The organism is Bradyrhizobium sp. LCT2 (genome assembly GCF_009931255.1).
Classification (GTDB): Bacteria; Pseudomonadota; Alphaproteobacteria; order Rhizobiales; family Xanthobacteraceae; genus Bradyrhizobium; species Bradyrhizobium diazoefficiens.
Window position 1 is genome coordinate 7,810,490 of the sequence record NZ_CP034432.1, and the last position, 24,510, is coordinate 7,834,999.

General features: G+C 65.0%; 18 protein-coding genes. 9 read left to right on the top strand and 9 right to left on the bottom strand.

Annotation, left to right across the window (positions count from 1 at the left end):
• The first annotated feature begins 10 nt into the window (after positions 1 to 10).
• From EI171_RS36920 to EI171_RS36935, 4 genes are all read left to right on the top strand, one after another.
• Positions 11 to 979 (top strand): tripartite tricarboxylate transporter substrate binding protein, encoded by a 969-nt coding sequence (locus EI171_RS36920; RefSeq protein ID WP_161536205.1) that lies wholly within the window; start codon positions 11 to 13, stop codon positions 977 to 979.
• A gap of 37 nt (positions 980 to 1,016) precedes the next feature.
• Positions 1,017 to 1,556 (top strand): VOC family protein, encoded by a 540-nt coding sequence (locus EI171_RS36925; RefSeq protein WP_161536206.1) that lies wholly within the window; start codon positions 1,017 to 1,019, stop codon positions 1,554 to 1,556.
• Between the two features lie 114 nt (positions 1,557 to 1,670).
• The gene (locus tag EI171_RS45065) at positions 1,671 to 1,883 is read left to right on the top strand and encodes a caspase family protein (RefSeq protein ID WP_202633051.1); all 213 of its coding nucleotides are present in this window, start codon (positions 1,671 to 1,673) and stop codon (positions 1,881 to 1,883) included.
• A 52-nt stretch (positions 1,884 to 1,935) separates the two neighbouring features.
• Positions 1,936 to 2,748: a class I SAM-dependent methyltransferase gene (locus tag EI171_RS36935; protein ID WP_161536207.1), complete on the top strand. Its 813-nt coding sequence runs from the start codon at positions 1,936 to 1,938 to the stop codon at positions 2,746 to 2,748.
• A 35-nt stretch (positions 2,749 to 2,783) separates the two neighbouring features.
• On the opposite strand, the gene EI171_RS36940 is transcribed toward EI171_RS36935, so the two are convergent.
• From EI171_RS36940 to EI171_RS36950, 3 genes are all read right to left on the bottom strand, one after another.
• Entirely contained in the window at positions 2,784 to 4,346 is a 1,563-nt protein-coding gene (locus tag EI171_RS36940; protein WP_161536208.1) for a L,D-transpeptidase, read from the bottom strand.
• Between the two features lie 427 nt (positions 4,347 to 4,773).
• Positions 4,774 to 5,823, bottom strand: a complete 1,050-nt coding sequence (locus EI171_RS36945; RefSeq protein WP_063921406.1) for a fatty acid desaturase — start codon at positions 5,821 to 5,823, stop codon at positions 4,774 to 4,776.
• A gap of 730 nt (positions 5,824 to 6,553) precedes the next feature.
• Positions 6,554 to 6,859, bottom strand: coding sequence for a GlsB/YeaQ/YmgE family stress response membrane protein (locus tag EI171_RS36950; protein WP_038966522.1), 306 nt, complete (start codon positions 6,857 to 6,859; stop codon positions 6,554 to 6,556).
• A 278-nt stretch (positions 6,860 to 7,137) separates the two neighbouring features.
• Between EI171_RS36950 and EI171_RS36955 the strand changes: the two genes are divergently transcribed.
• From EI171_RS36955 to EI171_RS36965, 3 genes are all read left to right on the top strand, one after another.
• Positions 7,138 to 7,413, top strand: a complete 276-nt coding sequence (locus tag EI171_RS36955; RefSeq protein WP_011085033.1) for a hypothetical protein — start codon at positions 7,138 to 7,140, stop codon at positions 7,411 to 7,413.
• Between the two features lie 159 nt (positions 7,414 to 7,572).
• A complete protein-coding gene (locus EI171_RS36960) occupies positions 7,573 to 8,250 on the top strand; it encodes a Crp/Fnr family transcriptional regulator (protein WP_011085032.1) in 678 nt (225 codons plus the stop codon).
• 57 nt (positions 8,251 to 8,307) lie between these two features.
• Positions 8,308 to 8,535 carry a hypothetical protein gene (locus EI171_RS36965; protein ID WP_161536209.1) on the top strand — a complete coding sequence of 76 codons (228 nt, stop codon included), beginning with the start codon at positions 8,308 to 8,310 and terminating at the stop codon, positions 8,533 to 8,535.
• A 79-nt stretch (positions 8,536 to 8,614) separates the two neighbouring features.
• Here the strand turns inward: EI171_RS36965 and EI171_RS45070 are convergent, their stop codons facing one another.
• The 3 genes from EI171_RS45070 to EI171_RS36980 form a co-directional block, all read right to left on the bottom strand.
• The gene (locus tag EI171_RS45070; protein ID WP_049832558.1) at positions 8,615 to 8,953 is read right to left on the bottom strand and encodes a hypothetical protein; all 339 of its coding nucleotides are present in this window, start codon (positions 8,951 to 8,953) and stop codon (positions 8,615 to 8,617) included.
• Positions 8,954 to 8,999: 46 nt separating this feature from the next.
• Positions 9,000 to 9,146 carry a hypothetical protein gene (locus tag EI171_RS36975; RefSeq protein WP_156149857.1) on the bottom strand — a complete coding sequence of 49 codons (147 nt, stop codon included), beginning with the start codon at positions 9,144 to 9,146 and terminating at the stop codon, positions 9,000 to 9,002.
• 434 nt (positions 9,147 to 9,580) lie between these two features.
• Entirely contained in the window at positions 9,581 to 11,017 is a 1,437-nt protein-coding gene (locus EI171_RS36980) for a lipopolysaccharide biosynthesis protein (RefSeq protein WP_161536210.1), read from the bottom strand.
• Positions 11,018 to 11,402: 385 nt separating this feature from the next.
• Here EI171_RS36980 and EI171_RS36985 point away from each other — a divergent pair, with 385 nt between their 5' ends.
• Positions 11,403 to 12,470: an endo-1,4-beta-xylanase gene (locus EI171_RS36985; protein WP_161536211.1), complete on the top strand. Its 1,068-nt coding sequence runs from the start codon at positions 11,403 to 11,405 to the stop codon at positions 12,468 to 12,470.
• A gap of 12 nt (positions 12,471 to 12,482) precedes the next feature.
• Here the strand turns inward: EI171_RS36985 and EI171_RS36990 are convergent, their stop codons facing one another.
• The 3 genes from EI171_RS36990 to EI171_RS37000 form a co-directional block, all read right to left on the bottom strand.
• The gene (locus tag EI171_RS36990; protein ID WP_038966521.1) at positions 12,483 to 13,433 is read right to left on the bottom strand and encodes a DUF6492 family protein; all 951 of its coding nucleotides are present in this window, start codon (positions 13,431 to 13,433) and stop codon (positions 12,483 to 12,485) included.
• 95 nt (positions 13,434 to 13,528) lie between these two features.
• Positions 13,529 to 14,323, bottom strand: a complete 795-nt coding sequence (locus EI171_RS36995) for a protein-L-isoaspartate O-methyltransferase (protein WP_161536212.1) — start codon at positions 14,321 to 14,323, stop codon at positions 13,529 to 13,531.
• Between the two features lies 1 nt (position 14,324).
• Positions 14,325 to 17,789, bottom strand: coding sequence for an AAA family ATPase (locus EI171_RS37000; protein WP_161536213.1), 3,465 nt, complete (start codon positions 17,787 to 17,789; stop codon positions 14,325 to 14,327).
• Between the two features lie 135 nt (positions 17,790 to 17,924).
• On the opposite strand from EI171_RS37000, the gene EI171_RS37005 reads away from it, so the two are divergent.
• Positions 17,925 to 24,383 (top strand): non-ribosomal peptide synthetase, encoded by a 6,459-nt coding sequence (locus tag EI171_RS37005; RefSeq protein ID WP_161536214.1) that lies wholly within the window; start codon positions 17,925 to 17,927, stop codon positions 24,381 to 24,383.
• The last annotated feature ends 127 nt before the right edge of the window (positions 24,384 to 24,510 follow it).

The following is a 24,510-nucleotide window of genomic DNA, read 5'->3' on the forward strand; positions in this document are numbered from 1 at the left end:
GGAAGCCATCATGATGTTGCGCACCGTCACGCTTTCGTTTCTCGCATTGCTGTCGGCGGCGTTGCCCGTCCGGGCCGAGGATCCCGCCGCCTACCCCACCCACAAGATCAGGATGCTGCTTCCTTACGCGGCTGGCGGCGGCGGCGATGTGGTCGGCCGGTTGCTCGCGGACAGGATGGGCAAGACGCTCGGGCAGAGCATCTATATCGAGAACCACACGGGTGCGGCCGGTACGCTCGGCACGCAAATGGTCGCGGCGTCGCCGAACGACGGCTACACCATCACCGTCGGCGGCATGACCACGCATGTGCTGGCGCCCGCGATCTATCCAAAGCTGGCTTACGATCCGATCAAGGATTTCACGACGATCGGCCGCGTCGGCACCTCCTCGATCATGCTGGTGGCGACCAAGGACTTTGCCGCCAATGACATCAAGGGCCTGATTGCGCTCGCCAAGAAGGGCGAGCCGATCCAGTATGGCAGCTGGGGCGTCGGCTCGACCGGGCAATTCTGCGCGGAGATCTTAATGCAGCAGAGCGGCATCAAGATGGATCACGTGCCCTTCAACGGCATCGCGAAACTCGCCGGCGACCTGCTCGGCGGCCACATCTCGCTTGCGACACTCGACATGGCGACCGCGACGCCGCTGGTGAAGGACGGCTCGATCAAGGCGCTGGCCGCTTGCGGCGAGCGCTCGCCGAGCCTGCCCGACGTCGCGAGCTACAAGGAACAGGGCGTGGCGTTCGACCGCAGCCTGTCCTGGGCGATGTATGCGCCGGCGGGCCTTGCCGAGCCGGTCGCCAAGAAGCTCTCGGCGGCCCTGAAGGACGCGCTCGGCGATGCCGAGGTGAAGGAGAAGCTGCTGGCGCTCGGAATCACGCCGCAATTCGTCCCCGGCGAGGAGCAGCGCGACATCAACGCCCGCGACATCGCGGCCTGGAAGCAGGTTGCCAAGGACGCCGGCATCGAGGTCAAGTGAATCGAGGTCAAGTGAACAAGGCAAGAGGAGCGCGGGCATGAGCCGCATCTTCGGCGCGGTGCGCCAGAACGGATATGTGGTGCGGGACATCCACGCCGCGATGAAGCACTGGATCGAGGTGATGGGCGTCGGTCCCTGGTACTACATGGACCGCGTCCGGACCGACTGGTTCCGCCATCGCGGCCAGGACTCTCGCATAGAGATGAGCATTGCGCTCGCCAATTCCGGCGATCTCCAGATCGAGCTGATCCAGCAGCGCAACGACGCGCCCTCGCTGTACAAGGAATTCCTCGACGCCGGCCACGAAGGACTCCAGCACATGTCGTACTGGAGCCACGACTATCAGGCGCTCTACGACAAGGCGCTCGCGCTCGGCTACAGGATCGGCCACGAGGGCCAGATCGGCGGCGACAAGGGACGCTTTGCCTATTTCGACACCCAGGCGCATCCGGGAACAGTGATCGAGATCTCCGACACCAGCGGCACCAAGGGGCCGTTCTTCGAGAAGGTCCGGCAGGCGGCGATGAACTGGGACGGATCGCGGCCGATCCGGGAGGTCGGCGGCGGTAAGTCCTAGGACCTGTCGTCGGTTTGCGGCGACAGCAAGCGCCGGACGAAATCAAATAGAAATTGTATTGCGGCCCCGGTCGGATATTCTCGCCGACATTGCAATCCCGGCTCGGGGGCCGTGATGAAGTTCTTTTTTCTATTTCTTCTCAGCGCCCTGGCGCTCGCCTTCCAGCCGACCGCAGCATTGGCCGACCAGCGCATAGCGCTGGTGATGGGCAATTCGGCCTATCAACGCGCACCCAAGCTCGCGAATGCCACCAACGACGCCGGCCTTCTCGAAGCGCGCAAGGCGATGCAGGAACCGGCGGGGTTCACATCGCTGCTCGCGCGGTAGATGGCGATCCATGGTAGCTTGATCCCGTGTCCGAACCTTCAGCGAGGCAAACATGTCCTCTACCGACAAGGTCTTCGCCGGCTCGATCCCGAAAATCTACGACGAGTATCTCGTCCCGCTGATCTTCGCCCACTACGCCGCCGACATCGCCAGGCGTGTCGCTGCGCTCTCCCCGTCAACGCTGCTGGAAACTGCCGCGGGCACCGGCGCTGTGACGCGGGCCGTGACGGCGGCATTGCCTCCCGGCATCCGTTACGTCGCGACCGATCTCAACGAGCCGATGCTTGCGGTCGCGGCGCAGCGCCAGGCCGAAGACAATCGCATTACCTGGCGCCCGGCGGATGCCACCGCGCTGCCGTTCGACGACGCTGCGTTCGACGTGGTCTGCTGCCAGTTCGGCGCCATGTTCTTTCCGGATCGCATCAAGGGTTACGCCGAGGCGAAGCGGGTCTTGCGGCCGGAGGGCACGTTCGTGTTCAACGTCTGGGACCGCATCGAGGAGAACGTGTTCGCCGACGAGGCGACGGCCGTGCTCGGAGAGATCTTTCCCGACGATCCGCCGCGTTTCATGGCGCGGACGCCGCACGGCTATCACGACAAGGCCGTCATCAACGCCGATCTGGAGCAAGCGGGCTTCCGCCACATCTCAATCGAAACGCTTCCTGCCGTGAGCCGCGCGCCGACACCCGAATATGTGGCGTTCGCATACTGCCAGGGGACGCCGCTGCGAAACGAGATCGAGGCAAGGGACGCGAGCAAGCTTGAGGCTGCGACGGACGCCGTTGCCGAGGCGATCCGAATGCGCCATGGGCCCGGCCCCGTCGAAGCCAGGATTCAGGCCCTGGTGATCACGGCGCGACCTTAGTCGAAGGAGAGCTCGCTCCCCGACGGCTGCGCGTCCTACCAGAAGCTCCGCGGCATCGGCTGCGCCGGCTGATAATACGGGTACTGGCCGCCGCGCTGCCGGCGCGGGTTGACCGGTTGCGGGTTCGGATCGCGCTGGAAGAAGAAGCCGAAGCCGTTGCCGCCATTGTCCCAGCTGTCGTCGCTCGCAATGTCCATCGGAGGCGCGGTCGGCTTGCGCGTGATGAAGCCGCCCTGGGGATGGTTGCTCAGCACTGCGACGAATTCGGTGCGGTAGTTGGTCTCGCTGCTCAGTGGCTCGTCCGAGATGATGATCGACGAACGCGGCAATGCGGTCGGCGCGATGCGATCCCAAACGTCCTGCGGAATGGTGATGCGATCGAGCGCGTCCTTGGCATCGTCGCCGTTTTCGATCGTCACCACGCTCCAGCGCAGGCCGGTATCGTTCTTCGCCATCGCCGTGAAGATATGCGTGCCGAGCGGCTGGTCGGGATTGCGGATCGTGACCGGGACCTCGATGCTGGTGTCGAACACCTCGCCGCCGCCATCCGGCGCCGGCTTGTGCGTGTTCCGCCGCACATAGAGCTTCTGCGTCGCGCGGCTGATGTAGACCGAGACCGGCTCGAGCGCGAGCTTTGCGTCGGTCGCAGCCTTCACGATCTCGGCCTTCTTGGTCGCAGCCGCCTTCGCGGCCTCCTTCGTGGCGGCGACGGCGTCGCGCTTCGGTTGCGCGGCCGCCTTGGCGGTGTCGAGCTGGCTCGCCGCATCGGCAGCCTTGGTGGCGGCCTTCTGCTTCAGCTCCTCGGCCTTGGCGCGGGCCTGATCGGTCTTTGCCGCCGCGAGCGACTTGTCGGCAAAAGCAAGCTCGGCATCGGCGCGGGCCTTCTGCTGTTCCAGCTTGCGCAGCGAGGCGGGAAGCGAGGCGGCCTCCTTCGCGGCGATCGCCGCGGCCTTCTTGGCCTCGTCGGCGGCCCGGGTCGCCTCCTCGGCTTCGGCGGAGAGCTTGTCGGCCCGGCTCGGCACCGCCGCAATGGCTTCGCGCTTCGGCACGAACAGCGAGGGATGGTTGAAATCGACCGGGGCCGCGTCGTTCGGCGAGATGATCACGCGCATGCCGATGTTGGTCTTGTCGAACAGCCCCTCCGCAAAGCCGAAGGGCATCCGCACGCAGCCATGCGAAGCGGCATAGCCCGGCAGCGGCCCGCCATGCAGCGCGATACCGTTCCAGGTGATGCGCTGCATGTTGGGCATCCAGGCATCGTCATACATGGTCGAGTGGTGGTCCTTGTCCTTCTCGACGATGGCGAAGACGCCGGCCGGCGTCTCGCGCCCGGTGGTGCCGGTGGACACCGGCGCACGCAGGATCCAGCCGTCGGCGTCGTAGAAGGTGACCTGCTGGCTCTTGATCGACACGATCGCCATGATCGGCTCGCCGGCCTCGCGCGGCGCCACCGCCTCGGTCGGCTGGCGCGCCTGCTTGGCCGCGGTCGCCGGGTTCACCACGGCAAGCACGGCCAACGCCGCAAGCGCGATCCTGCCGGGAGGGGCCCAACGCCGCATCGCCAGGGTGGATTGCGCCGTCGTCAGTCGGTTTTTCATGCCATGCCCCGGTCGAAATGCCAGTCCGCGCTCATGTCGATTAGGTCTCAGATTGCGATCTTTGGATTAAGAAATCGCAGCCGCCATACGTTCCGTCTGTGGCGATATTCGGCACGTTCCAACGACAAATCTCTCATATACGACGGCTCGCGCGGGCGGAAGGGTGGCTCCCGGCCAAGGCTGGTCCGAGGCTGGCGGCGATCGCTGCGGCAGAATGTCTGCCTTGGAGGGGGCGGATCCGCCGGTTTTCCCCCCGTTGCGGTGGAGCGCCGCGGCGATCACGACCCGGATCACAACGGTGCGGCGCAAACCGGCCTATATTCTTTGAACCGGCAGGCTTTGGTTGAGAATGGTGGCTAAACGCCCGGCACCTTCCGGCCGAACCTCAGCGGTAAACGCCACAACCGGGCGCGCACCTTCACGACCCTCAGCGGCCTCGCCGCGAGGCGGCCGCCGGCGTCGGCGAGGCGGTTGAGGTCAAGGCTGCCTCTCCAAAGGAGACGAGCCGCAAGCGCTCCTCATCCCACAAGGTCAGCCGCACGGTCCGCAAGCTCTGGAGCAGTGTGATCCGTCCGACGCCGGCGAGCTGCGGATGGTCCCGCAACACGTCCGGCAGGCGATAGCAGGGAATTCGACTGCACAAATGATGGATGTGGTGGACGCCGATATTCGCCGTGAACCATCGCAAGACACCCGGCAATTGGTAGTGCGAGCTGCCGTACAGCGCAGCGTCGTGAAAATTCCAGTTGTCGTCGTGGGACCAGTGGGTGTGCTCGAATTGGTGCTGGACGTAGAACAGCCAGACACCGATCGACGCCGCCAGAACGATGATCGGCAGGTGTACCAGCAGGAACGGCCCATAGCCGACCAGCCGGATCATCGCGCCGACGAGAACCGCGATCGCGACGTTCGTGCCCATTGTGCTCAGCCAGGGCTTCCAGCCACCGCGCATCAGCCCGACCGGCAAGCGATGCTTCAAGATGAACAAATACGAGGGACCGACGCCAAACATCACGAGGGGATGGCGATACAAACGGTACAGCATCCGACCCCATAGGGGCTGGTCGCGAAACTCGCGCACGGTCAACGTATCGATGTCGCCCGAGCCCCTGTGATCGAGATTGCCGGAGTTCGCATGGTGGCGTGCATGGTTATGTCGCCAGTAATCGTATGGCGTCAGTGTCATCACGCCGATGGCGCGGCCGACCCAATCGTTCGCAACGCGGCCGCGGAAGAACGAGCCATGTCCGCAATCGTGCTGGATCATGAAGAGACGGACCAGCAAACCCGCCGCGGGCACCTCGAGCAGCAGGGCAAACCAATAGCCGTGGTCAAGAGCGGCCCAGATCAGAACCCAGATGATGACAAGCGGCACCGCCGTGATCGCCAGCTCGAGGACACCGCGCGCACTGTCGGGCTCGCGGTAGCGGGCGAGCATCCGCGCCGTCGCGCGGATCTCCGGCGTTCTCTCAGTCATTTCTGGTCTGTTCCCGATGTCCGCCGAAGAAGTATCGTTATCGCCCACGGACGCCTCCGGCAGCAGTTCTGAGGTCCTGCCCCGCACGCACTCATATTGATCCGAGCCTGGATGTCCTGCTGAGCAATATTGCTCACGCCGGGAGCCGGCGTCCCGCCGAATTGGCCTGCCCCCCATGACACACCGCGACTGAGATGGGAAGGGACGCAGGTCGGAGATGTTCACCGACCGGCCGGCGATTTTCCGGCAATGTGAGCAATATTGAACTGAAGCTGACACGCGAGCGCGGCATGCTGGCCATGACGCAGCCGGCGAATCGGCTGTCATCGGCGGCGGCTTCGGGTACAGCGTACCCCGCCATATGGGCAGGAGCTTCATATGTCCGAGGTCTATGCTCGTCCAGAACCGACGCTGATTCCGATACCCCGGCCACTCTGCCCGGCCTGCCAGAGCCGCATGATGCTGATCCACGTCGGGGCAAGCTGCGACGGCCCCAATCTTCGAATCTTCGAATGTGCCAAATGCGGGAACGTCCACAAGATATCCATGGACGACCCGATGAGATCAGCCAAATAGCAGCTGAAGGGGAACGCTCAAGGAAGCGGCCCCAGCACGGGGGTGCGAACCGGGGCCGCCATTCATCGGGTATGATGAGTGGGCATCATATCCGGTCGCCATCACCAAGTAGTCCCGGCGACGTTCGTTCCAGGCAGACTCTCACGATGCCCGCCTACCAGCGTTTGCGCCAAACGCCGCCCCAGCTTCCGCCCCATCGGCTTCGTCCGCGGACGAGCCCGATGATCATGAGCAGCAAGACCGCGCCGACCGCGGCGTCGATGATCTGCGAGACGATCCCCGAACCGAGATGGATTCCCAGCTGCGGAAATAACCAGCTCGCGATGAAGGCGCCCGCTATTCCCACGACGAGATCGCCGACCAGGCCCAAGCCCGTACCCATGACGATCTGGCCCGCAAGCCAACCGGCCGCGATGCCCACAGCCAATATGACGAGAAGGCTTTCACCAGATATGTTCATTTTCACCTCACCAACGGACGACCAAGCAGTGTTCCGTCACCCGTCAGACTAGACCCGGGCAAGGGCGGATGATGTGCAAAACTGCTCAGATGCCGATCGTATGATCGGCGCGCGGCTCAGGATCAGTTGCGGACCATTCCTTCAAAGCTGAGCAATTTTGCTCTGCAGCAGGGCGAGCCAACCGATAGGCTCTCTGATGGCCGTCCCTCGACCGGCACGAAGAGGGGTCGACAAGTGGCGCGGCTGACGCCTCTGCAGTTCGTCCAGGAGATCTCACCTTGACTATCAGAACAACACGGACCACCGTTTCGTTCGCCAATCCCTTCGTCCTTCAGGGCCTGGAGGGCACTCAGCCCGCCGGTGAATATGTCGTCGTCACTGACGACGAGCAGATCGAAGGGTTGTCGAGGATCGCCTATCGGCGCGTGGCGACGCTGCTTCAGACGCCCGCGAGGTCTGCCCCCCAATTACTGATCCAGTTCTACTCGGTCAGCCAAACGGAGCTGGATGCCGCACTCATGAAGGACCGGCATCAGACGGTCGTACGGCATTGAGAGCGCAGGCGAGCCGTATGGCGAGCCGGCCGAGGCCGCCGCCACAATTGCCTGGCCGGGATCACCGGGGGGCCCGAAGGCGGACGCAAGATTTGCCTAACGCGCCCGGCCCCGGCCCTGCTAAACTGAAGCCCCCTCCATCAGGTTCTTGACGACGTTATGCTAAAAGCGGCGAAAAGCTCGTTCGATCCAAAACTCTTTCTCGCCAAGGTCGGCGAGGGCAAAGCCATACTGAAATTCGACAAGAACCAGGTCGTGTTCTCGCAGGGCGACGCCGCGGACACGGTTTTCTACATCCAGAAGGGCAGGATCAAGGTTCTCGTCGTCTCCGAGCAGGGCAAGGAAGCCGTGGTCGGAATCATGGAGCCCGGACAATTCTTCGGCGAAGGTTGCCTGAACGGCCATCCCTTGCGGATTTCGACAACGGTGGCGATGGAGCAATGCCTGGTCACGTCGATCGCGAAATCGGCTATGCTTGCGATACTCAAGGGCGAGCCAAAGTTCTCCGAGTTGTTCATGGAGTATCTGCTCAGTCGAAACAGCCGCATCGAAGAAGACCTGATCGACCAGTTGTTCAATTCGAGCGAGAAGCGGCTTGCGCGTCTTCTCCTGCTCCTGGCGAATTTTGGCAAGGATGGCGCCACGCAGCCCATCACGGCGCAGGTCAGTCAGGAGACGCTCGCAGAGATGATCGGGACGACCCGCTCACGCGTCAGCTTTTTCATGAACAAATTTCGCAAGCTCGGCTTTATCACCTACAACGGCAAGATCGAGGTTCACAGTTCCCTCCTGAACGCGGTCTTGTATGACAAGCCTGAGATCGTGAGGGACGACTGAGACAGTTGGGGGCAAGAACGCCTCGAGCCGCCTCCTGCAACGATATGAAGGTACCCCATGAAAAAGCCGACCGCGCACGCCGACGAGATCGCGCCGAGAATCATTCAAAGGGCTGACGTCGCACCGGCCGATGGCTTCACGCTTGTCGTCGATGGCCACTTCAAGACCCGTTACGACAGCGAAACGGCTGCCCGAGAAGCCGGCGCCGAGCTGCTCGGCAGATTCCCAATGCTGCAAATCCTGGTCTACGATGCTGCGACCGGGACGCGGTCCCCGCTGCAATAGATTTTCGGCGTGACCGGGCCCGCATCGGGTGTCGTTGCGGGCCTGTGCGAAGTGTTCGTGAAGCTCTCGGAATGCAGGATCATCCTTTCTTGGGACGATCGGACGGGGTGTCCGAGACCTGCCGGCGCAGACGTATTGCTTCCGCAAAGCTGTCAGATGGCTGCCTTTGCGGAGCGGGACGGTTCTCGGGCTCGTCAGGCTCCGGTGCTCGCAGGACGGAGAGCAGCGCTTCGCTGTCGCGGTCCAGACGCTTGTCAGCACCCGACGCGTCGAGCGTATGGCCGACCAACTCGCCCGAGAGACGATAGATATTGTTCCCCCGGAGATCGTAGACTTTCTTGCCGGTGAGGTCGAAGATCGATGTGCCGTTCAGAACCCCGGCGCGGATTCCCCTGTTGTTGAATATGTATCCGCTCACCACACATCTCCCATCGACGGCCCTTTGGCGGTACGCCGGCGACCGCCTATCGGGTCGCAACCCGGCCTTTCGCCTCCTCCTCGGCCAGACGTATCATGAGCCATTGCCGCCGGACGTCGTCTTTGGCCAGATCGATCTGCCGTCTGAGGATTTTGAGGTTTTCGAGGTGGATGAAGTCTTCCAGGTCCTCCATTCGGGGGCACCCGCTCAGGTCGGTGGCCTCAAATCGTGACTGGCGAGCCAGAGGGCCGCGGCCGATCTCATCGGATCGGTTTCGACTGCGGCAGCACGAATGTGATGGCAGGCGCGCGCGAACGTTCCGATGTCAAAGGCGGATGAGCCGGGGATCCTCACCAAGCTCATGGGTTCGCCGCACCTGGGACAGCGCGGCCGCCGGTCCGATGCAAGTGACGAACCGAATGAGTGGGAATGTTGCAAATGCATGCGATGCACCCTCGAGATCAGGCGGGAGCGTTACAGCACTCTCAGTCACCGATAGATGCCGATAAGGGGCGGTGATACAGCCAGCATGAGCCGCCGGGACCGAAGTTACTGGTCAATATTGCTCGCTCGAGCAAAGTTCCCGCCGCCTGGAGCCCGGCCCGGTTGCCTCGGCAGACACCGCGGCTAGACGCCCAGCGCCTTCCGATTGAAGGTTCGCAGAACACGCAGCGACAGCGTTCGCACGTTCGCGACATTGAGAAGCCACGCCGCGGCGGCGTAAGCGAAACCGCCCGCAAGGCTCACGATGACCAGCGCGACGAGCCCGGTGCCGTTGACCTGCGACCGCGCGACGAGGATCGCAGCCGCCATGGCTGCGGCGGAGGCGGCAACGCCGGCGAGACGATTGACGTCGAACGGCACGGGATGGGCACGGTGCATCAGGACGAGTGCGACGACGAAGCCGATCGCCTCGGTCGCAAGCGTCGCCAGCGCCGCGCCGTTGAGACCGTAGCCTGCGACCAGCGCGAACATCAGCGCGACGCTCACCACGAGCGTGAGGAAGGACTGCGCCGCCAGCATGAACGGCCGCTCGGCGAGCTGAAAGCTGATCTGGACGTAGAACTGATTGGCGATGCCGAAGAAGCGGGCGAGCACCAGGGTCGGCAGCAGCGCCGACACGCCGGCGCGGAAGTCGACGCCGACCAGCGTGCCTGCGACCTGGTCCGCCGCCAGCGCCAGCCAGATCGCGACGGGCGCGACGACGACGAGCAGCAGTTCGAGACTTTCGGTCAACCGCTCGCGCGTGGTCTCATTGTTCTTCTCCGACAGCGATCGGAACACGAGCGGCACGGTCGCCGCGGCGACGCTGGAGGCGATCATCACCATGAACTGGCGCGGCAGATCGGCGGCGACGCCAAAGATGCCGGCGGCGTCCTTGCCGAGGAGATAAGCGACGATCAGGCGGTCGCAGGTCGAGTACAGCGCGACCGAGAGACCGGCCAGCGTCAGCGGCAGGCCGTAGCGCGCCAGCTGCATGAACTGGCTGCGCTGGAAAGGCGCGATCCTGGTGCGGTCGCCCACGAGATTGAGGATGATGCCGGTCAGCGAGCCCAGCCCGAACGCCGCGAGCAGGCCCATGCCGCCCCAGCCGAGCCAGATCCCGAGCAGGCCGAAGCCCACGCTCGATACGCTGCGCACGATCGAGATCGCCGCGAACCGGTAAGGGCGCAATTTGGCGCGCTCGAACTCCTGGCCGACATCGACCGCATTGGCCATGATCGCGACGAACATGCTGGCGAGCAGCAGCTCGACGCTGACGTCGCTGCGGAACAGGAAGACCAGCGGGGTCGTGGCACAGAGCACCGCGGCCGTGAGCCCAAAGGCGACCATCGCCGTGGCGCGAAAATCCACCTCCGCCGACATCGCCTGATAGCGGGACACCGACAGCTTGATCCAGGCGAAAAAGATCGCACCCAGAATGCCGGCAAGGCTGATGCCGACGACATAGACGCCGTACTCTGCGGGCGTCAGCAGCCGCGTGTAGGCGGTGACCGCGAAGAAGCCCACCGCCGCAGGCAGGATATAGGCGACCAGGTAGATGGAGAAATGGCGGTTCAGCATGCGGGCACGGGACCGGAAGCGGTCATGCGAGTTTTGCGGCCGTTGATCAGTTGGACCTTGGGGTGGCGATCGGACTGCGCCGCAGCATCCCCGAAGAGTGTCACATAAGTCTGCAAATCGGGCCGCGAATGGAGCAGCACGGCGGATTTCGCGCGTTAGCGTTAAATTTGCCCTTTCCTCGAACCGGAGCCACAGATCACTGATAAGAGACCATCATTCAGGCGCCTTAAGACGCTTTCCAGCGCGTGAACGCGCCGGAACAGCGATGCAGCGGCCCATGGGTTGACGCACCGGACACCCGGCAAAGGTTAACCCAACACGACGAAACCCCGGCATTGCACGGCGCCGCTTGGTACGATGGCGCATTGGTTCCCGAGGGAATGCCGTGGCCAGGCTCGACAGACGCGAATTCCTTCTCGGCACTGCCGCAACGCTTGCGGCGGGCGGATCCGCGTCAGCCTTGCCGGCGTCGAAACTTGCCCAGCGCCGTCCGGGATTTGGTGCAGCGGCAACGCTCTGGGACCTGCAGGCCGATCCGCGGCTTGGCGAAGCCATCAGCACCTATTGCACGCAGGTCGTGCCGGTGCTCGAGCTGAAATGGCCGATGCTGCGCCCGGACGCGCACACGTTTGCCTTCGAGCGCGCTGACGCGATCCTGGATTTCGCGCGGGCGAACGATCTGACGATGCGCGGGCATGCGCTGGCCTGGTATCACGACATTCCAGACTGGACCAAGCAGATCAAGGACGCCAAAGGCGTCGAGCGTGCGTATCTCGACCACATCGGCACCGTCGTCTCCTACTACAAGGAGAAGCTGACGTCGTGGGACGTCGTCAACGAGCCGATCCCGGACAATCCCCGCAGTCCGAAAGACCGGCGCGACACGTTCTGGACGCAGCATCTCGGCAACAACTGGATCCCGCTCGCCTTCCGCACGGCGGCCGCGGCCGATCCCTTCGTCAAGCTCGCGATCAACGAATACGACATCGAGTCGGCCAAGGACTCCTTCATCGCCAAGCGCGCTGCCTACCGCAACCTGATCATGGAGCTGCTCGACCAAGGTGTCCCGCTGCACGCCGTGGGATTGCAGTCGCATCTGCATGCCGAGCTCGAGATCGACACCCATGGGCTCGCCGAATTCGTCACCGAGCTGCGCTCGTGGGGGCTGGAAGTTCTCGTCACCGAGCTCGACGTGGACGATCAGAAGCTGACGGGCAACCCGGCCGAGCGCGACGCCATCGTCGCCAAGCGTGTCGATGATCTCCTGACCGCGATCTCGACCAGCGGCCCGGTGCGCTCGATCCTGACCTGGGGCCTCTCGGATCGCTACAGCTGGATCAACGGCACCTTCGCCCGCGCGGACAAGCAGCCGAACCGTCCCCTGCCGCTCGACGGCGAATTCAGGCCGAAGCCGTTCATGGACGTCATCAGCAGGTTCACGAGGGACGTTTGAGGGCAGCTTGTTCTAGCGCGTCTTCGGCGTCTCGAACTCGGCTTCGTCTCCCATATGATCGGGAGACAGGCTCGGTCCGCGACGGTCGCGCGAGCTGAGACGAAACACATCGCGGATATCGTCGATCGAGGTCGACGAATAGGACTGGATGCAGAGCGCGACCTGCTCGGGCGAGGCGGCGCGCATCATCGCCTCGATGGCCGGGCGGTCGAGACGCGTGTCATCCCAATGCGAGACCGCGATGCTGTCTTCCGTCACCCGATGTGCTGCCAGATGCTCCGGCGAATTGGCGACGAAGTGGCCGTAGAGCAGGTACTCGGAAAACTTCTTCTTCCGGCACAGTGCGAGAGCCCAGCCGAGGCCAGTCGCCGACTTGATGGCGTCGGTCATCGCGCGCGCAGTATCCTTGTCCCAGACCAGCGCGTTGCCGACATAGTCGTCCGCCGGAAACGAGCGCTCCTTGATACCGAGAAGCTGATCGACGGTGCGGAGCCACAGCACGTGTAACGGGTGGTCGGCGTCGATCCCTTTGCGCGTGACAAACAGCGGCGTCTTCTCACCGCCGGCATATTGGCCGACATCGAATTCGCGGAAGAACAGATTGTCTGAATCCAGGATGCAGACGCGCTGCTCGGGCGCATTGAGGACGCCGGCGATCTTCAGCATCTGCTGGATGTGCCAGCCGTGCACGGGTGACGACAGCAGCGACAGCCAGACGCGTCGTTTGCTGATGAACTGGAGCGCCGGCGGCAGCGCCCAGAGCCATTTCGGCAAGTACCGCGAGGCCGGAACGATGACGCGCTTGTCGGAAGCGAACCGCTCGAACAGCGGCACGTCCTCATCGTTAACGAGAACATAATGCCGCGTATATCCCGTCAGCCAGGTGTCGATGCTCTCGCTGAGCAGCGAAAAGCGTTCGATATCCTTGGCATAGCTGGCAGTCAGCAGTGCAACGGAATGCATGGAGCGTGCTCGAATGGCCATCAAGCCATAGTCATAACCGCACCGGGGGGCGCTGGATACTCACATTCGCAATCAAGGTAAAATGAAACGAAGCATCAGCCATCCGACGGCAGTCCCTGCTCGATGCCGCGAAACCGCAGCGGCGCCAGCGCGGAGGCGCGCTGCCACCAGTCGGCGACGCGGTCGTCGAGCGCGGTCGTGCCGCGACCCCGGCCGGGAAAGATCCTGATCTGCTGGACCGGCTCGGCCTCGAACCCCTTGCCCCTGCGCGTGATCCTGATGACGGCACCTTCGCGGTCCCGCTGGGTCAGCGGCACCAGAAGGCGGCCGCGCGGGCGGAGCGACTGGAGCCAGAGCGGATGCGGATGCGAGAAGCCGGCATGCACGATGATGACGTCGGCGGGCGCGCCGATGTCCTCACACCCGTCGCCCTGGACGACCTCGACATTGCGATAGGCGCGAAGAAAGTTCGCGGCACGGGCTGCAAGCCGCTCGTCGCATTCGATCGCACGCACGCTGCCCTTCGGACCGACGATCTTCGACAGCACCGCCGAGAAATAGCCAAGCCCGCAGCCGATCTGGACCACGCGGTCCTTGTCCCCGACGTCGAGCAAATCGATGAAATGCGCCCACAGGCTCGGCAGGCCGGTGTCGAGCTTGCGGCGCGCGTCGATCGCGACCAGCACATTGTCGTAGAGATGAACGGGATCGGCGTCGGGCGTCAGCCGATAGCTCCGCGCCGCCTCGCTCTTGATGCGCCAGGGCCCTCTCGCCAGAAAATCCTCGCGCGGCACGGCGGCGAGCGCTTCGAGCAGGCGCTTGGAGGAAATCCGCGCGCGCTTTGCGATTCTTTCCACGTAGCGCGCACGCGCGGCGGTGAGATCGCTCATGTCAGGGATCGATCCGTTCCCGAACGGGCGCGTCCGCGCGAAGGTCGTTGACGAGCTGCATCGCCTGCTTCAGGTCCGGCGTGAGGAAGCCCTCGCTGAACTTGCCGACGATCGGCGTCAGCAGGAGCGTCGCATGCTCGCCCTTGCCGGCATCATGCGACAGGCGCGCGAGACTGACGGCGGTTCGGAGCTCCCAGGACAGCGCGCCCTGCTTGCGCGCGGTCTCCAGCGACAGCACGAACAGATCTTCCGCTTCCTGCACCGACGCCGGATTGCCGTCCGACAGGGTGATCTCGCCTTGCAGCCGATAGACCTCGGCAAGGTAGGAGTGATCGCCGGTCCGCCTTGCGGTCGCCAGCGCTCCGTCCAGCGCGCGAAGGGCGGCGTCGCGCAGGCCGACCTTGGCGTAGGCTTCCGCGAGCAGGCATCGGAACCAGCAGCCGGCGAGCCAGGAATCCATCGCCTCATATTCGTCGAGGCCGAAGCGCATCTGGCTGAGGCCCTCGTCGGCCTCGCCGAGCTGGGTCAGCGCCCAGCCGCGCAGGATCGCGGCCTGCTGCTTCCAGTGCAGGAAATTGTGCTCGGTGGCGATGATCATGGCACGGTTGGCGTGATCGCGCGTGCCTTCGACGTCGCGCAAATGCTGGCAGAGATAGGCGCCGAACACCAGCGCGAAAGCGAGCGTGAAGGGATGGCGGATCTTTTCGGCGTTCGCGATCGCCTGTTCGCTGTGCTGGCGCGCCGCGTCGGGCCGGCCGAGGAACCACAGGAGATAGCCGAGATAGGACAGCGAGACCACGCCGGGATCGGTGCCGTGGCGCACCATCAGGTCGGAATGCAGATCGGGGCTGTAGAGATTGATGCAGCGGTGCAAATGATGCTGCGAGGCGGCAAAGCGCCCGCGATAGAGCATGGTCATCGCGATCGCGCGATGCGCCTCGATCAGATAGCCGGTCTGCTGCGCCGGCTGCGTCCGCTCGCTCAGCCGCTCGCGCTTGGCGAATTTCAAAAGTTCGACGCTGAGATCGTGCGCGCGCGTCAGATCCGCTCGGATGAAGTGGCACACCCAGAGCCCGCGCGTGGCAGCAAAGGTATTCTCCTCATCGTCGAGCTGCCGGCCGAGCTCGAGCGCACGGACGTAGTTCTCCTCGACTTCCTGCACCGCATAGCCTTTGGCGGCGATCAGCGCGTTGCCGAGCGCGATGCGCAGCTCGAGCTCCATCTCGTCGGCGCCCTGCATGCGCGCATTGGCCTGCACGACGCTGAGGCCTCGGTGCAGATGGCCGATCGCCTCGAGATTGGCGCCGCTCTTGGCCGCCTGCTTGCCGGCCTTGAGCCAGAAGCTCGCCGCACCCTCGCTCTGGCCGGATTCGGTCAGATGATGGGCGAGCAGCTCCGGCTCGCGCTCGGTCTTCTCCGGATACATCTCGGCGAGCACCTGGACGATGCGGGCATGCAGCTTGCGCCGCTCGCTGTGCAGCAGGCTCGCATGCGCGGCGTTCTGGATCATCACATGCTTGAAGGAATAGAGCGCGTCCGGCGGATGGCCGCGGCGCATGATCAGCCCCGCCTCCTCCAGGTGATTGAGCGCCGCCTCGATCTGCTCCGAAGGCGTATTGGCGACTGCGTGCAGCGTCTCATAGGAGAACTCGCGGCCGATGGTGGCACCGATCTGCGCGATCCGCTTGAACGGCCCCATCCGGTCGAGACGCGCCATCAGCGAGTCGGTCAGGGTTGCCGGGATCGCGAGTTGCCGCCACGGGCCCGACAGCACGTAGCGCCCGTGCCGCTCGGTCAGCAGGTTGGATTCGAGAACGGTCTTGGTCAGCTCCTCCAGGAACAACGGCACGCCGTCGGTCTTGACGATGATCTCCTCGACGACCTCCTTGGGAAGCTCTCTCCCGGCGACGCGCTCGACCATCGTCGTGCGCAACTGCCGGCTCAGGCGGTTCAGCACCAGGGTGGTGATGTGCGAATGCGCATTCCAGCTGGGCTGGAACTCGGAGCGCGCCGTGATGATGACGAGGATCGGCTCGTTCTGCACCTTGTCGACGAAGAGATCGATGACCTCGCGGGAGGTCGGATCGATCCAGTGCAGGTCCTCGAAGGCCATCACGAGCGGCATCTCGCGTGCGAGGCCGAGGAAATGATTGACCAGCGCCACGACCGTCGCGTCCTTCTGCTGCTGCGGCGACAGTTCGAGCGGCGGATAGCGGTCTCCGGTCGGTATGGACAACAGCGCGGCAAACAGCGGCGTGACCTGCTCGATGTCGCCATGGGCGGCGGCGATAGCGGTCTCCAGGCTCGTCAGCGAGTGCGCGGACGCATCCTCCCGGTCGAGGCCGAGGGAGAATTTGAGCTGCTCGGCGAACGGATAGAACGCGGTGGACGTGTAGTAGGGCGAGCACTGGAACGAGACCTGTCCGTGGCGGTCGCCTGCGATCCGCTCGAATATCTCCTGAATGATGCGCGACTTGCCGATGCCGGGCTCGCCGAACTTGACCACGACCTGGCCGTCGCCATCCTTGACCTGCTGCCAGCGCCCCATCAGCAGCGCGATCTCCTCCTCGCGGTTGACGAGCGGCGTCAGCCGCGTGCCCATCGCGGCGGCAAACCGGGTCTCCACGCGCGAGGCACGCACCACATGCCAGGCCTGCGTTTTCTCCGAGATGCCCTTCAGCGCATGGACGCCGAGATTGCGGTAGTCGAACTTCCCCTTCAGCAGCGACTGCGTCGAGGCCGAAATCACCACGCCATTGGGCGGCGCCAGCGCTTGCAGGCGCGCGGCGAGATTGACGGTTTCTCCGACCGCGGAGTCGCGCTCTTCGGTGCCCTGCCCCACGAGGTCGCCGACCACGACGAGACCGGTCGCGATCCCGATACGGACGGCGGGCGAGTGGCTGAGCGCGCCACGCGGCTCGATCGCGCGTGCAGTCGACAGCACCCGCACGATCTCGAGCCCCGCACGCACCGCGCGCTCGGCGTCGTCCTCATGTGCAGTCGGATAGCCGAAATAGACCAAAATTCCGTCGCCGACGAACCGAGCGGCAAAGCCCTCGTAGTGCTTGACCACGCGGACGCAGGTCTCGCGGAAGCTCGCGATCAAGTCACGCACGTCTTCCGGATCGAACTGCACCGAGAGCGAGGTGGAATCCACCATGTCGCAGAACATGGTGGTGAGTTGACGTCGTTCGGCCCCGACCTCCGCCCGGGCCTGCGGGGGCGCCGCGGCGGCCGGCGCCTCCGCGGTTTCAGCCTGGAACAGCGCCGCCATCGCTCGCTGGAGCCGCTTGCGATCACCAAGCGGCAATCCGAGCTCGACCAGGTCGGATTCGGTGAGATCCGCCATGACATCGAGATCGAGGCGGTGCTGCGCGAAGAGATCGGAGTAGTGCGCAAGGCCGATGCCTTCGAGCCAGCGCTTCAGCCCGCCTTCCGCTCCCGTGCTCGGCTCATTCTCCAGCATGGTGATTCTGCCCGACCATCACTCCGTCGAAGGGCTTTAGGCCCCTCAACCACAGATTTTGGGGCCCGAACTTCACCTCAGACTGGACGCGTTCCCTAACTCATAGGAAGAATAGCTCAATCAGATCAAAAAGGAATGGCATTGTCGGACATTGCATCCGGAGCGGGATCGGTCGGCGCGAGCGGCGAAACGAAGATCTTTTCCCATATCGGCGGCCTTCTCGACTTCTACGCCCGCAGGACGCCGGCGGCGCCCGCCCTCCTCGCCCCTGGCCGGCCGGCCCTCACCTACGGCGCGCTCGGCGAGCGGACGCAGGATCTGGTCCGCACGCTGCGCGGGCTCGGCATCGCGCCGGCTGACCGGATTGCCGTTGCGCTGCCGCGCGGCGCGGACAGCGCGCTGGCACTGATCGCGGTCGCATCAAGCTGCGCCTGCATCCCCGTCAATCCCGATCTGACCGCGGACGAGCTGCAACGCTATTTCAGCGAATTGAAGCTGACGGCGCTCGTCACCCGGGCCGACATGAACTCGGCCAGTCGCGACGTCGCCAGGGCGCTCGATATCGCGGTGATCGATTTCGTGCCGGGGCCGAACGACGATCTCGGAGGCTGCGCGTTCGTGGGCCCGGCGGTCGGTCCGGCGAGCACGAGCGGCGCCTCGCGCGGCGACGACGATGCGTTCATCCTCCTGACGTCAGGCACGGCGGCGCGGCCGAAAATGGTGCCACTCACGCATCGCAATGTCTGCCTGTCCGCCACCAATGCCGGCCGCGTGCTGTCGCTCACGTCCCACGATCGCCTGCTCAACGTCCTGCCGCTGTTTCACGCCCATGGTTTGATCTCGGGTCTGCTGACGGCGCTGGCCGCGGGCTCCAGCGTGATCTGCACCGAGGGTTTCGACGCCTCGTCCTTCTTCGGCTGGATGCGGGAGCTGCAACCGACCTGGTACACGGCGGTGCCGACCATTCATCGCGCGCTGCTGACGGCGGCGGAAGCGAATCCGGACCGCGGCCGGGCCTCGTCGCTGCGCGTGATCCGCTCGGCCTCGGCCTCGCTCGCGCCCGCGATCCTTGGCGGACTGGAGGCGACGTTCGGCGTTCCCGTGCTCGAAACCTACGGCATGACGGAGGCGGCCTCGCAGATCGCGGCCAACCCGTTCGAGCTGCGCAAGCTCGGATCGGTCGGCCGAGCCGCGGGGCCCGAGATCGCGGTCATGGACGAGACGGGCCGCGCGCTTGCGAGCGGCGCACACGGCGAGATCGTGCTGCGCGGCGCGAACATGAGCCGTGGCTATTATAATGACGAGGCGGCGACGCAGGCCGCCTTCCGCGACAGCTGGTTCCGGACCGGCGATCTCGGCTATCTCGATGCCGACGGCTATCTCTTCATCGTCGGCCGCATCAAGGACGTCATCAATCGCGGCGGGCAGAAGATCTCGCCGCTTGAGGTGGAAGAGGTCCTGCTCAGCCATCCGGCAGTGCTGGAGGCCGGCGTCTTTGCCATTCCGCACCCAAAGCTCGGCGAGAACGTCGCCGCCGTCGTGGTGTTGCGAGCGAATTCCGAGGCGACCTCGGACCAGTTGCGCCAGTTCGCGCGAAAGCGTCTCGCGGCCTACAAGGTGCCGAGCCTGATCCGCAGCGTGGCGGCGCTGCCGAAGGGCGCCAGCGGCAAGGTCAAGCGCAACGCACTGGCCGATCTGATCGCGACGGCGGAGGACGCCGATGCGGCGCGCCTGCCGCGCACCACGCTGGAGACGCAGCTCGCGGAGATCTGGGCCGGTCTGCTGGAGCTGCCGCAGGTCGGCATCGATCAGGACGTCTTCGCGCTCGGCGCCGACTCGCTCGCGGTGACGCAGATGCGCTCGCGCCTGCGCGAACGCTTCAACGTCGACTTCTCGTTCGAGGACATCTTCGACTGCGCTACGGTCGCCGCGCTTGCGACCCGGCTGGAGACCGCCGCAACCCATCGCGAAGCGGCGCTGCCGGCCTGGCGCCGGGCCGGAGCTGCGACAGCGGACGCGCCGCTGTCGTACCAGCAGCAGCGGATGTACCTGCTCTCGCGGCTCGATCCGACCCGCTACAACTATAATGTCGTCGAAGTCGCGCTCCTCAAAGGCCTGGTCGACGTCGCCGCGCTTTCTGCGAGCCTCACCGCGATCTGCGCCCGCCATGAGGCGCTGCGTTCGGTCTTCGTCGAACGGCAGGGCGAGCCGGCGCAGCTTGTGCTGCAATCGCCGCCAAAATTCGAGCGGATCAAGCTCAAGCCCTGCCCTGCGGACAAGCAGGTCGCGGTCGTCCGGCGCGAGACGCTCAAGCTCGCGCAATATCCGTTCGACCTGGCGCACGAGCCGCCACTGAAGGTCACGCTGCTGTCGTTCGACAAATCCAGCCACGCACTGGTGGTCAATTTGCATCACCTCGTCACCGATGGCTGGTCGCAGCGGCTGTTCTGGGAGGAACTCGCCGCCCATTATGCCGCGGCACGCAAGAAGGGCGTGGCAGCGCTGCCCTCGTCCACTTTCCAGTATCGCGACTTCGCACTGTGGCAGCAGAGCTGGGCGCGAACGCCGGCGGCAAAAGAACAGCTCGATTACTGGCGGACGCAGCTCGACGGCGTCACCACGCTGCCGCTGCGGACCGACCGGCCGCGGCCGGAGATCTGGAGCGGTCACGGCGCCCGTCACTATTTCGAATTCTCCAGGGCCCTCTCGGGCGACGTCCGCGCGCTGAGCCAGGACCAGGGCGTCACGCCCTTCATGATCCTGCTCGCGGTGTTTCAGTGCCTGCTATTCCGTCACACCTCGCATGAGGATGTCGCGACCGGATCGCTGATCGCCAACCGCAACCAGATCGAGAGCGAGCGTCTGATCGGGCTGTTCGCCAACACCCTGATCCTGCGCAACGATTTCGGCGGCGATCCCAGCTTCGGAGAGATGTTGCGGCGGGTGCGCCAGGTCACGCTGGATGCCTACCGCAACCAGGACCTCCCGATCGAGGAGGTGCTGCGTGCGCTCCAGATCGCACGCCGGAGCGACGGCAATCCGCTGTTCCGGATCATGTTCATCCTCCAGAACGCCTCGATCGAGGCGGCACGCTTTCCGGGTCTGTCGACGCGGCGGCTGGAGGTCGATCCAAAAGTGGCGCGATTCGACATCACGCTCGAGCTGGTCGAGGCCGACGGCCGATTCACCGGGTTCTTCGAGTACGCCACCGATCTGTTCGATGCGGCCACGATCGAAGACATGGCTGCTCAATTCAAGACCCTGCTCAAGGCCGTCATCGCCAATCCGGAACAGCGCATCTCGCGCCTGCCGCTGCTGACCGAAGCCGAACGCCGACAGCTGCTGGCGAAAGGCCACGGCGTGCCGGCCAATTTCACCACGCGCGGCAATTTGAGCGAACGCTTCGACCGTCAGGCCAGGACAACGCCGAACGCTGTTGCGGTATCGGACGGACACACATCGCTGAGCTATCGCGATCTGGCCCGGCGCAGCGAGGCGGCCGCGCGCTGGCTGGCCCGCGAAGGCGTCGGTGCCGAGAGCGTGGTCGCCTTGCTCGCGGAGCGCGGACCCGATCTGCTCGCCGCAATGATCGCGGTGCAACGCGTGGGCGCGGCCTTCCTGAACCTCGATCCCGACCAGCCGCCGGCGCGGCTTGCGACCATCCTTGGATCGAGCTGCGCCCGCGTGCTGCTGATCGGGCGTGCCCAATCGGCCATGGTCGAGGCTCTGCTCGAGCCGCTGGTCGAGCGCATCCAGGTGGCCGAGCTCGACGACGCGATCGCGCCGGGGGCGACCAAGCCGGCCCGCGCCGCGCGGCGCGCGGCATCCAGCCTCGCCTATCTCATCTATACATCGGGCTCCTCCGGCGCGCCGAAAGGCGTCATGATCGAACAGCGCGGGCTGTCGAACCATCTGGCGTCGCTGATTTCCGAGCTGAAGCTGTCGGCCAGGGACGTGATCGCGCAAACCGCGCCGCAAAGCTTCGTCATCTCGGTCTGGCAGTTCCTCGCCGCGCCGATGGTCGGCGCGCGCGTGCATGTCTGCGGCAACGCGATCGTGCAGGACCCGACCCTGCTCGCGCGGGAGATCGAGCGCGAAGGCATCACCGTGCTCGAGATCGTCCCGTCGCTGCTGCGCGTGATCGTCGATCGCATGGACGAAGCGCCGATCCTGCGCGCCTTCGCGAGGCTCCGCCTCCTGATCTCGACCGGCGAGCCGCTGCCGGTCGACCTCTGCCGCGCCTGGTTCGCCCGCTGCCCGAAAGTGCCGCTGATCAATGCTTATGGCGCATCGGAATGTTCCGACGACGTCTCCCTGCATCGCCTGACCAAGCCGCCCGCGACCGCGACGAGCAACGTTCCGGTCGGCGCGCCGCTGCCGAACACCCAGCTCTACGTGCTCGACGCAAACCTTGAGCCGCAGCCGGTCGGCGTGACCGGCGAGCTCTGCATCGGCGGCGCGGGCGTCGGCCGCGGCTATATCAATGATCCCGCGCAGAACAAGCAACGTTTCCTGCCCGATCCGTTCTTGCGCCAGGCTGCTAGCCGGCTGTACCGGACCGGCGACCTCGCCCGCCGCCGCGCCGACGGGACGATCGAGTGCCTCGGCCGCGCCGACCATCAGGTCAAGGTCCGCGGCTACCGCATCGAGCTCAAGGAGATCGAGAATGCGCTGGCTGACCATCCGAGTGTGCGCGCCGGCATCGTCGAGCCGCGCCGCGAGGCCAGCGGCGACGTCAGGCTGATCGCCCATATCGTCGCAAGGCCCGGCAGCCGGGTCAGCGCCAGCGAGTTGCGCGACTTCCTGAAGAGCCGACTGCCCGGCCATGCCATCCCGTCCGCATTCCTATTCATGGATCAGGTTCCGCTCAACGCCCATGGTAAGATCGACCGGTCCATGCTGCTGGCACCCGCACAGCAAGAGGCATCCGAGCCGGATGCGGCCGTGCCGGCGCGGCGTTTCACCGAAAAGGTGCTCTCGGATATCTGGATCGATCTGCTGAAGGTCGAGAACCTCAGTGTCACCGACAATTTCTTCGATCTCGGCGGCCATTCGCTGCTGGCGGGCCAGGCGATGGCGCGCGTCGCCCGCGCGCTCGGCGTCTCGCTGCCGATCAAGACCATCTTCGAGGCGCCGACGATCGAGGAACTTGCCCGGCGGGTCGACGAGGCCGTGGCGGCGAAGCCGCACAAGCCTGCTGCAAGCCTGCCAAGACTCACTGAAACAAGGCTGGCTGAAAACGGCCCTCCAACGCTCTCGATCGCGCAGGACCAGATGATTCGCATCGAGCAGAGCCTGCCGGGGCTGCCGCTGTTCAACCTGCCCTTCGCCTTCCGCCTCCAGGGCCCGCTCGATCCGGCCACCCTCGCCCAGGCGTTCGGCGACATCGTGCGTCGCCACGAATCGCTGCGGACCGCGTTCGGCTGGAGCGGCGGGGAGCCGATCAGCCGCATCGCCACACCCAGCGAACTCGGGCCGGTCCTCACCGTCGAGGTCATTGGCGACGGGCGGCCGCACAACAACAAGCGGCGCCAGGCCCTCGAACTCAGGAAGATCGATCTCCTGATCGAGCAGGAGACCTACACCCCGTTCGACGCCGCGCGGCCGCCGCTGTTGCGGGCACGGCTGTTGCGGCTCCATGCCGACGATCACGTGCTACTGCTGACGCTGCATCATGCCGTTGCCGACGGCTGGTCGATCGGCGTGCTGTTCGAGGAATTGTCGAGCCGCTATGCGGCGCTGGCCGGACGTCCCTCAGCGCCGCTGCCGAAGCTGCCGTCGGCCTTTTCGGACGTCGCACGCTGGCAGCGCTGGTGGTGCGGCACCGACGCCGCACGCCGCCAGGCCGCCGACTGGACGGAGAATCTGCGCGGTGCGGCTCCAATCTTCGACGGCAACGCGAGCCCGGGCGCATCCACCGGTCACCATCCGCTCAGGCTCGAACCCGACCTGATCGCGCGGCTCACGGCGTTCGCCGGTCAGCATAACGCCACGCTGTTCATGTGCCTGCTCACCGGCCTGAAGGCCCTGCTGCTGGCACGGACCGGCCGTACCGACATCTCGGTCGCCACCGCGATGGCCAATCGCGCCCAGCCGGACACCGACCGAATCGTCGGCCCGTTCGAGAATACCGTGATCGTCCGCACGAAAATCACGCCGGATCTGTCGTTCGCCCAAGCCTTGGTCCGCGTGCGCCAGAGCGTGCTCGATGCGCATGCGCGGCAGGAGCTGCCGTTCAACATGCTGGCCGACCATCTGGAGCAGCAGGGGATCGACCCGGCCGCGCTGCTCCAGGTGTATTTCACGCTGCAAAATCCCCTGCGCCAGCCGCTCGATCTGCCGGAGATTGCGGTGCAATCGATCGGAAACATCGCGCGCGAGGGGCAGCCGGTGCTGCCGATCGACCAGACCTGGCTGTCGCTGATGCTCAAGGAGCGCCCGACCGGAGTCACCGGTTCATGCAATTACAAGGGCGAACTGCTCGAGGCCCGTATGGTCGGCGAGTGGATGGAGGATTTCGTCGCGCTGCTGGGGGCCGCCGCCGCCCAACCCAACACGCCGCTCGACCGATTGCTCGATCGCAGGGCTGCTTGACCGCCTGTACAGCACGGGCGAATACAGGTTCACTCGTCAAAGCTGTGAATGACCAAGTTGCATCTTGATTATTTGGCGCCAGCGCGCAAGATTATTCTCGCGTTTCGATTTGGACGATTATTTTGAT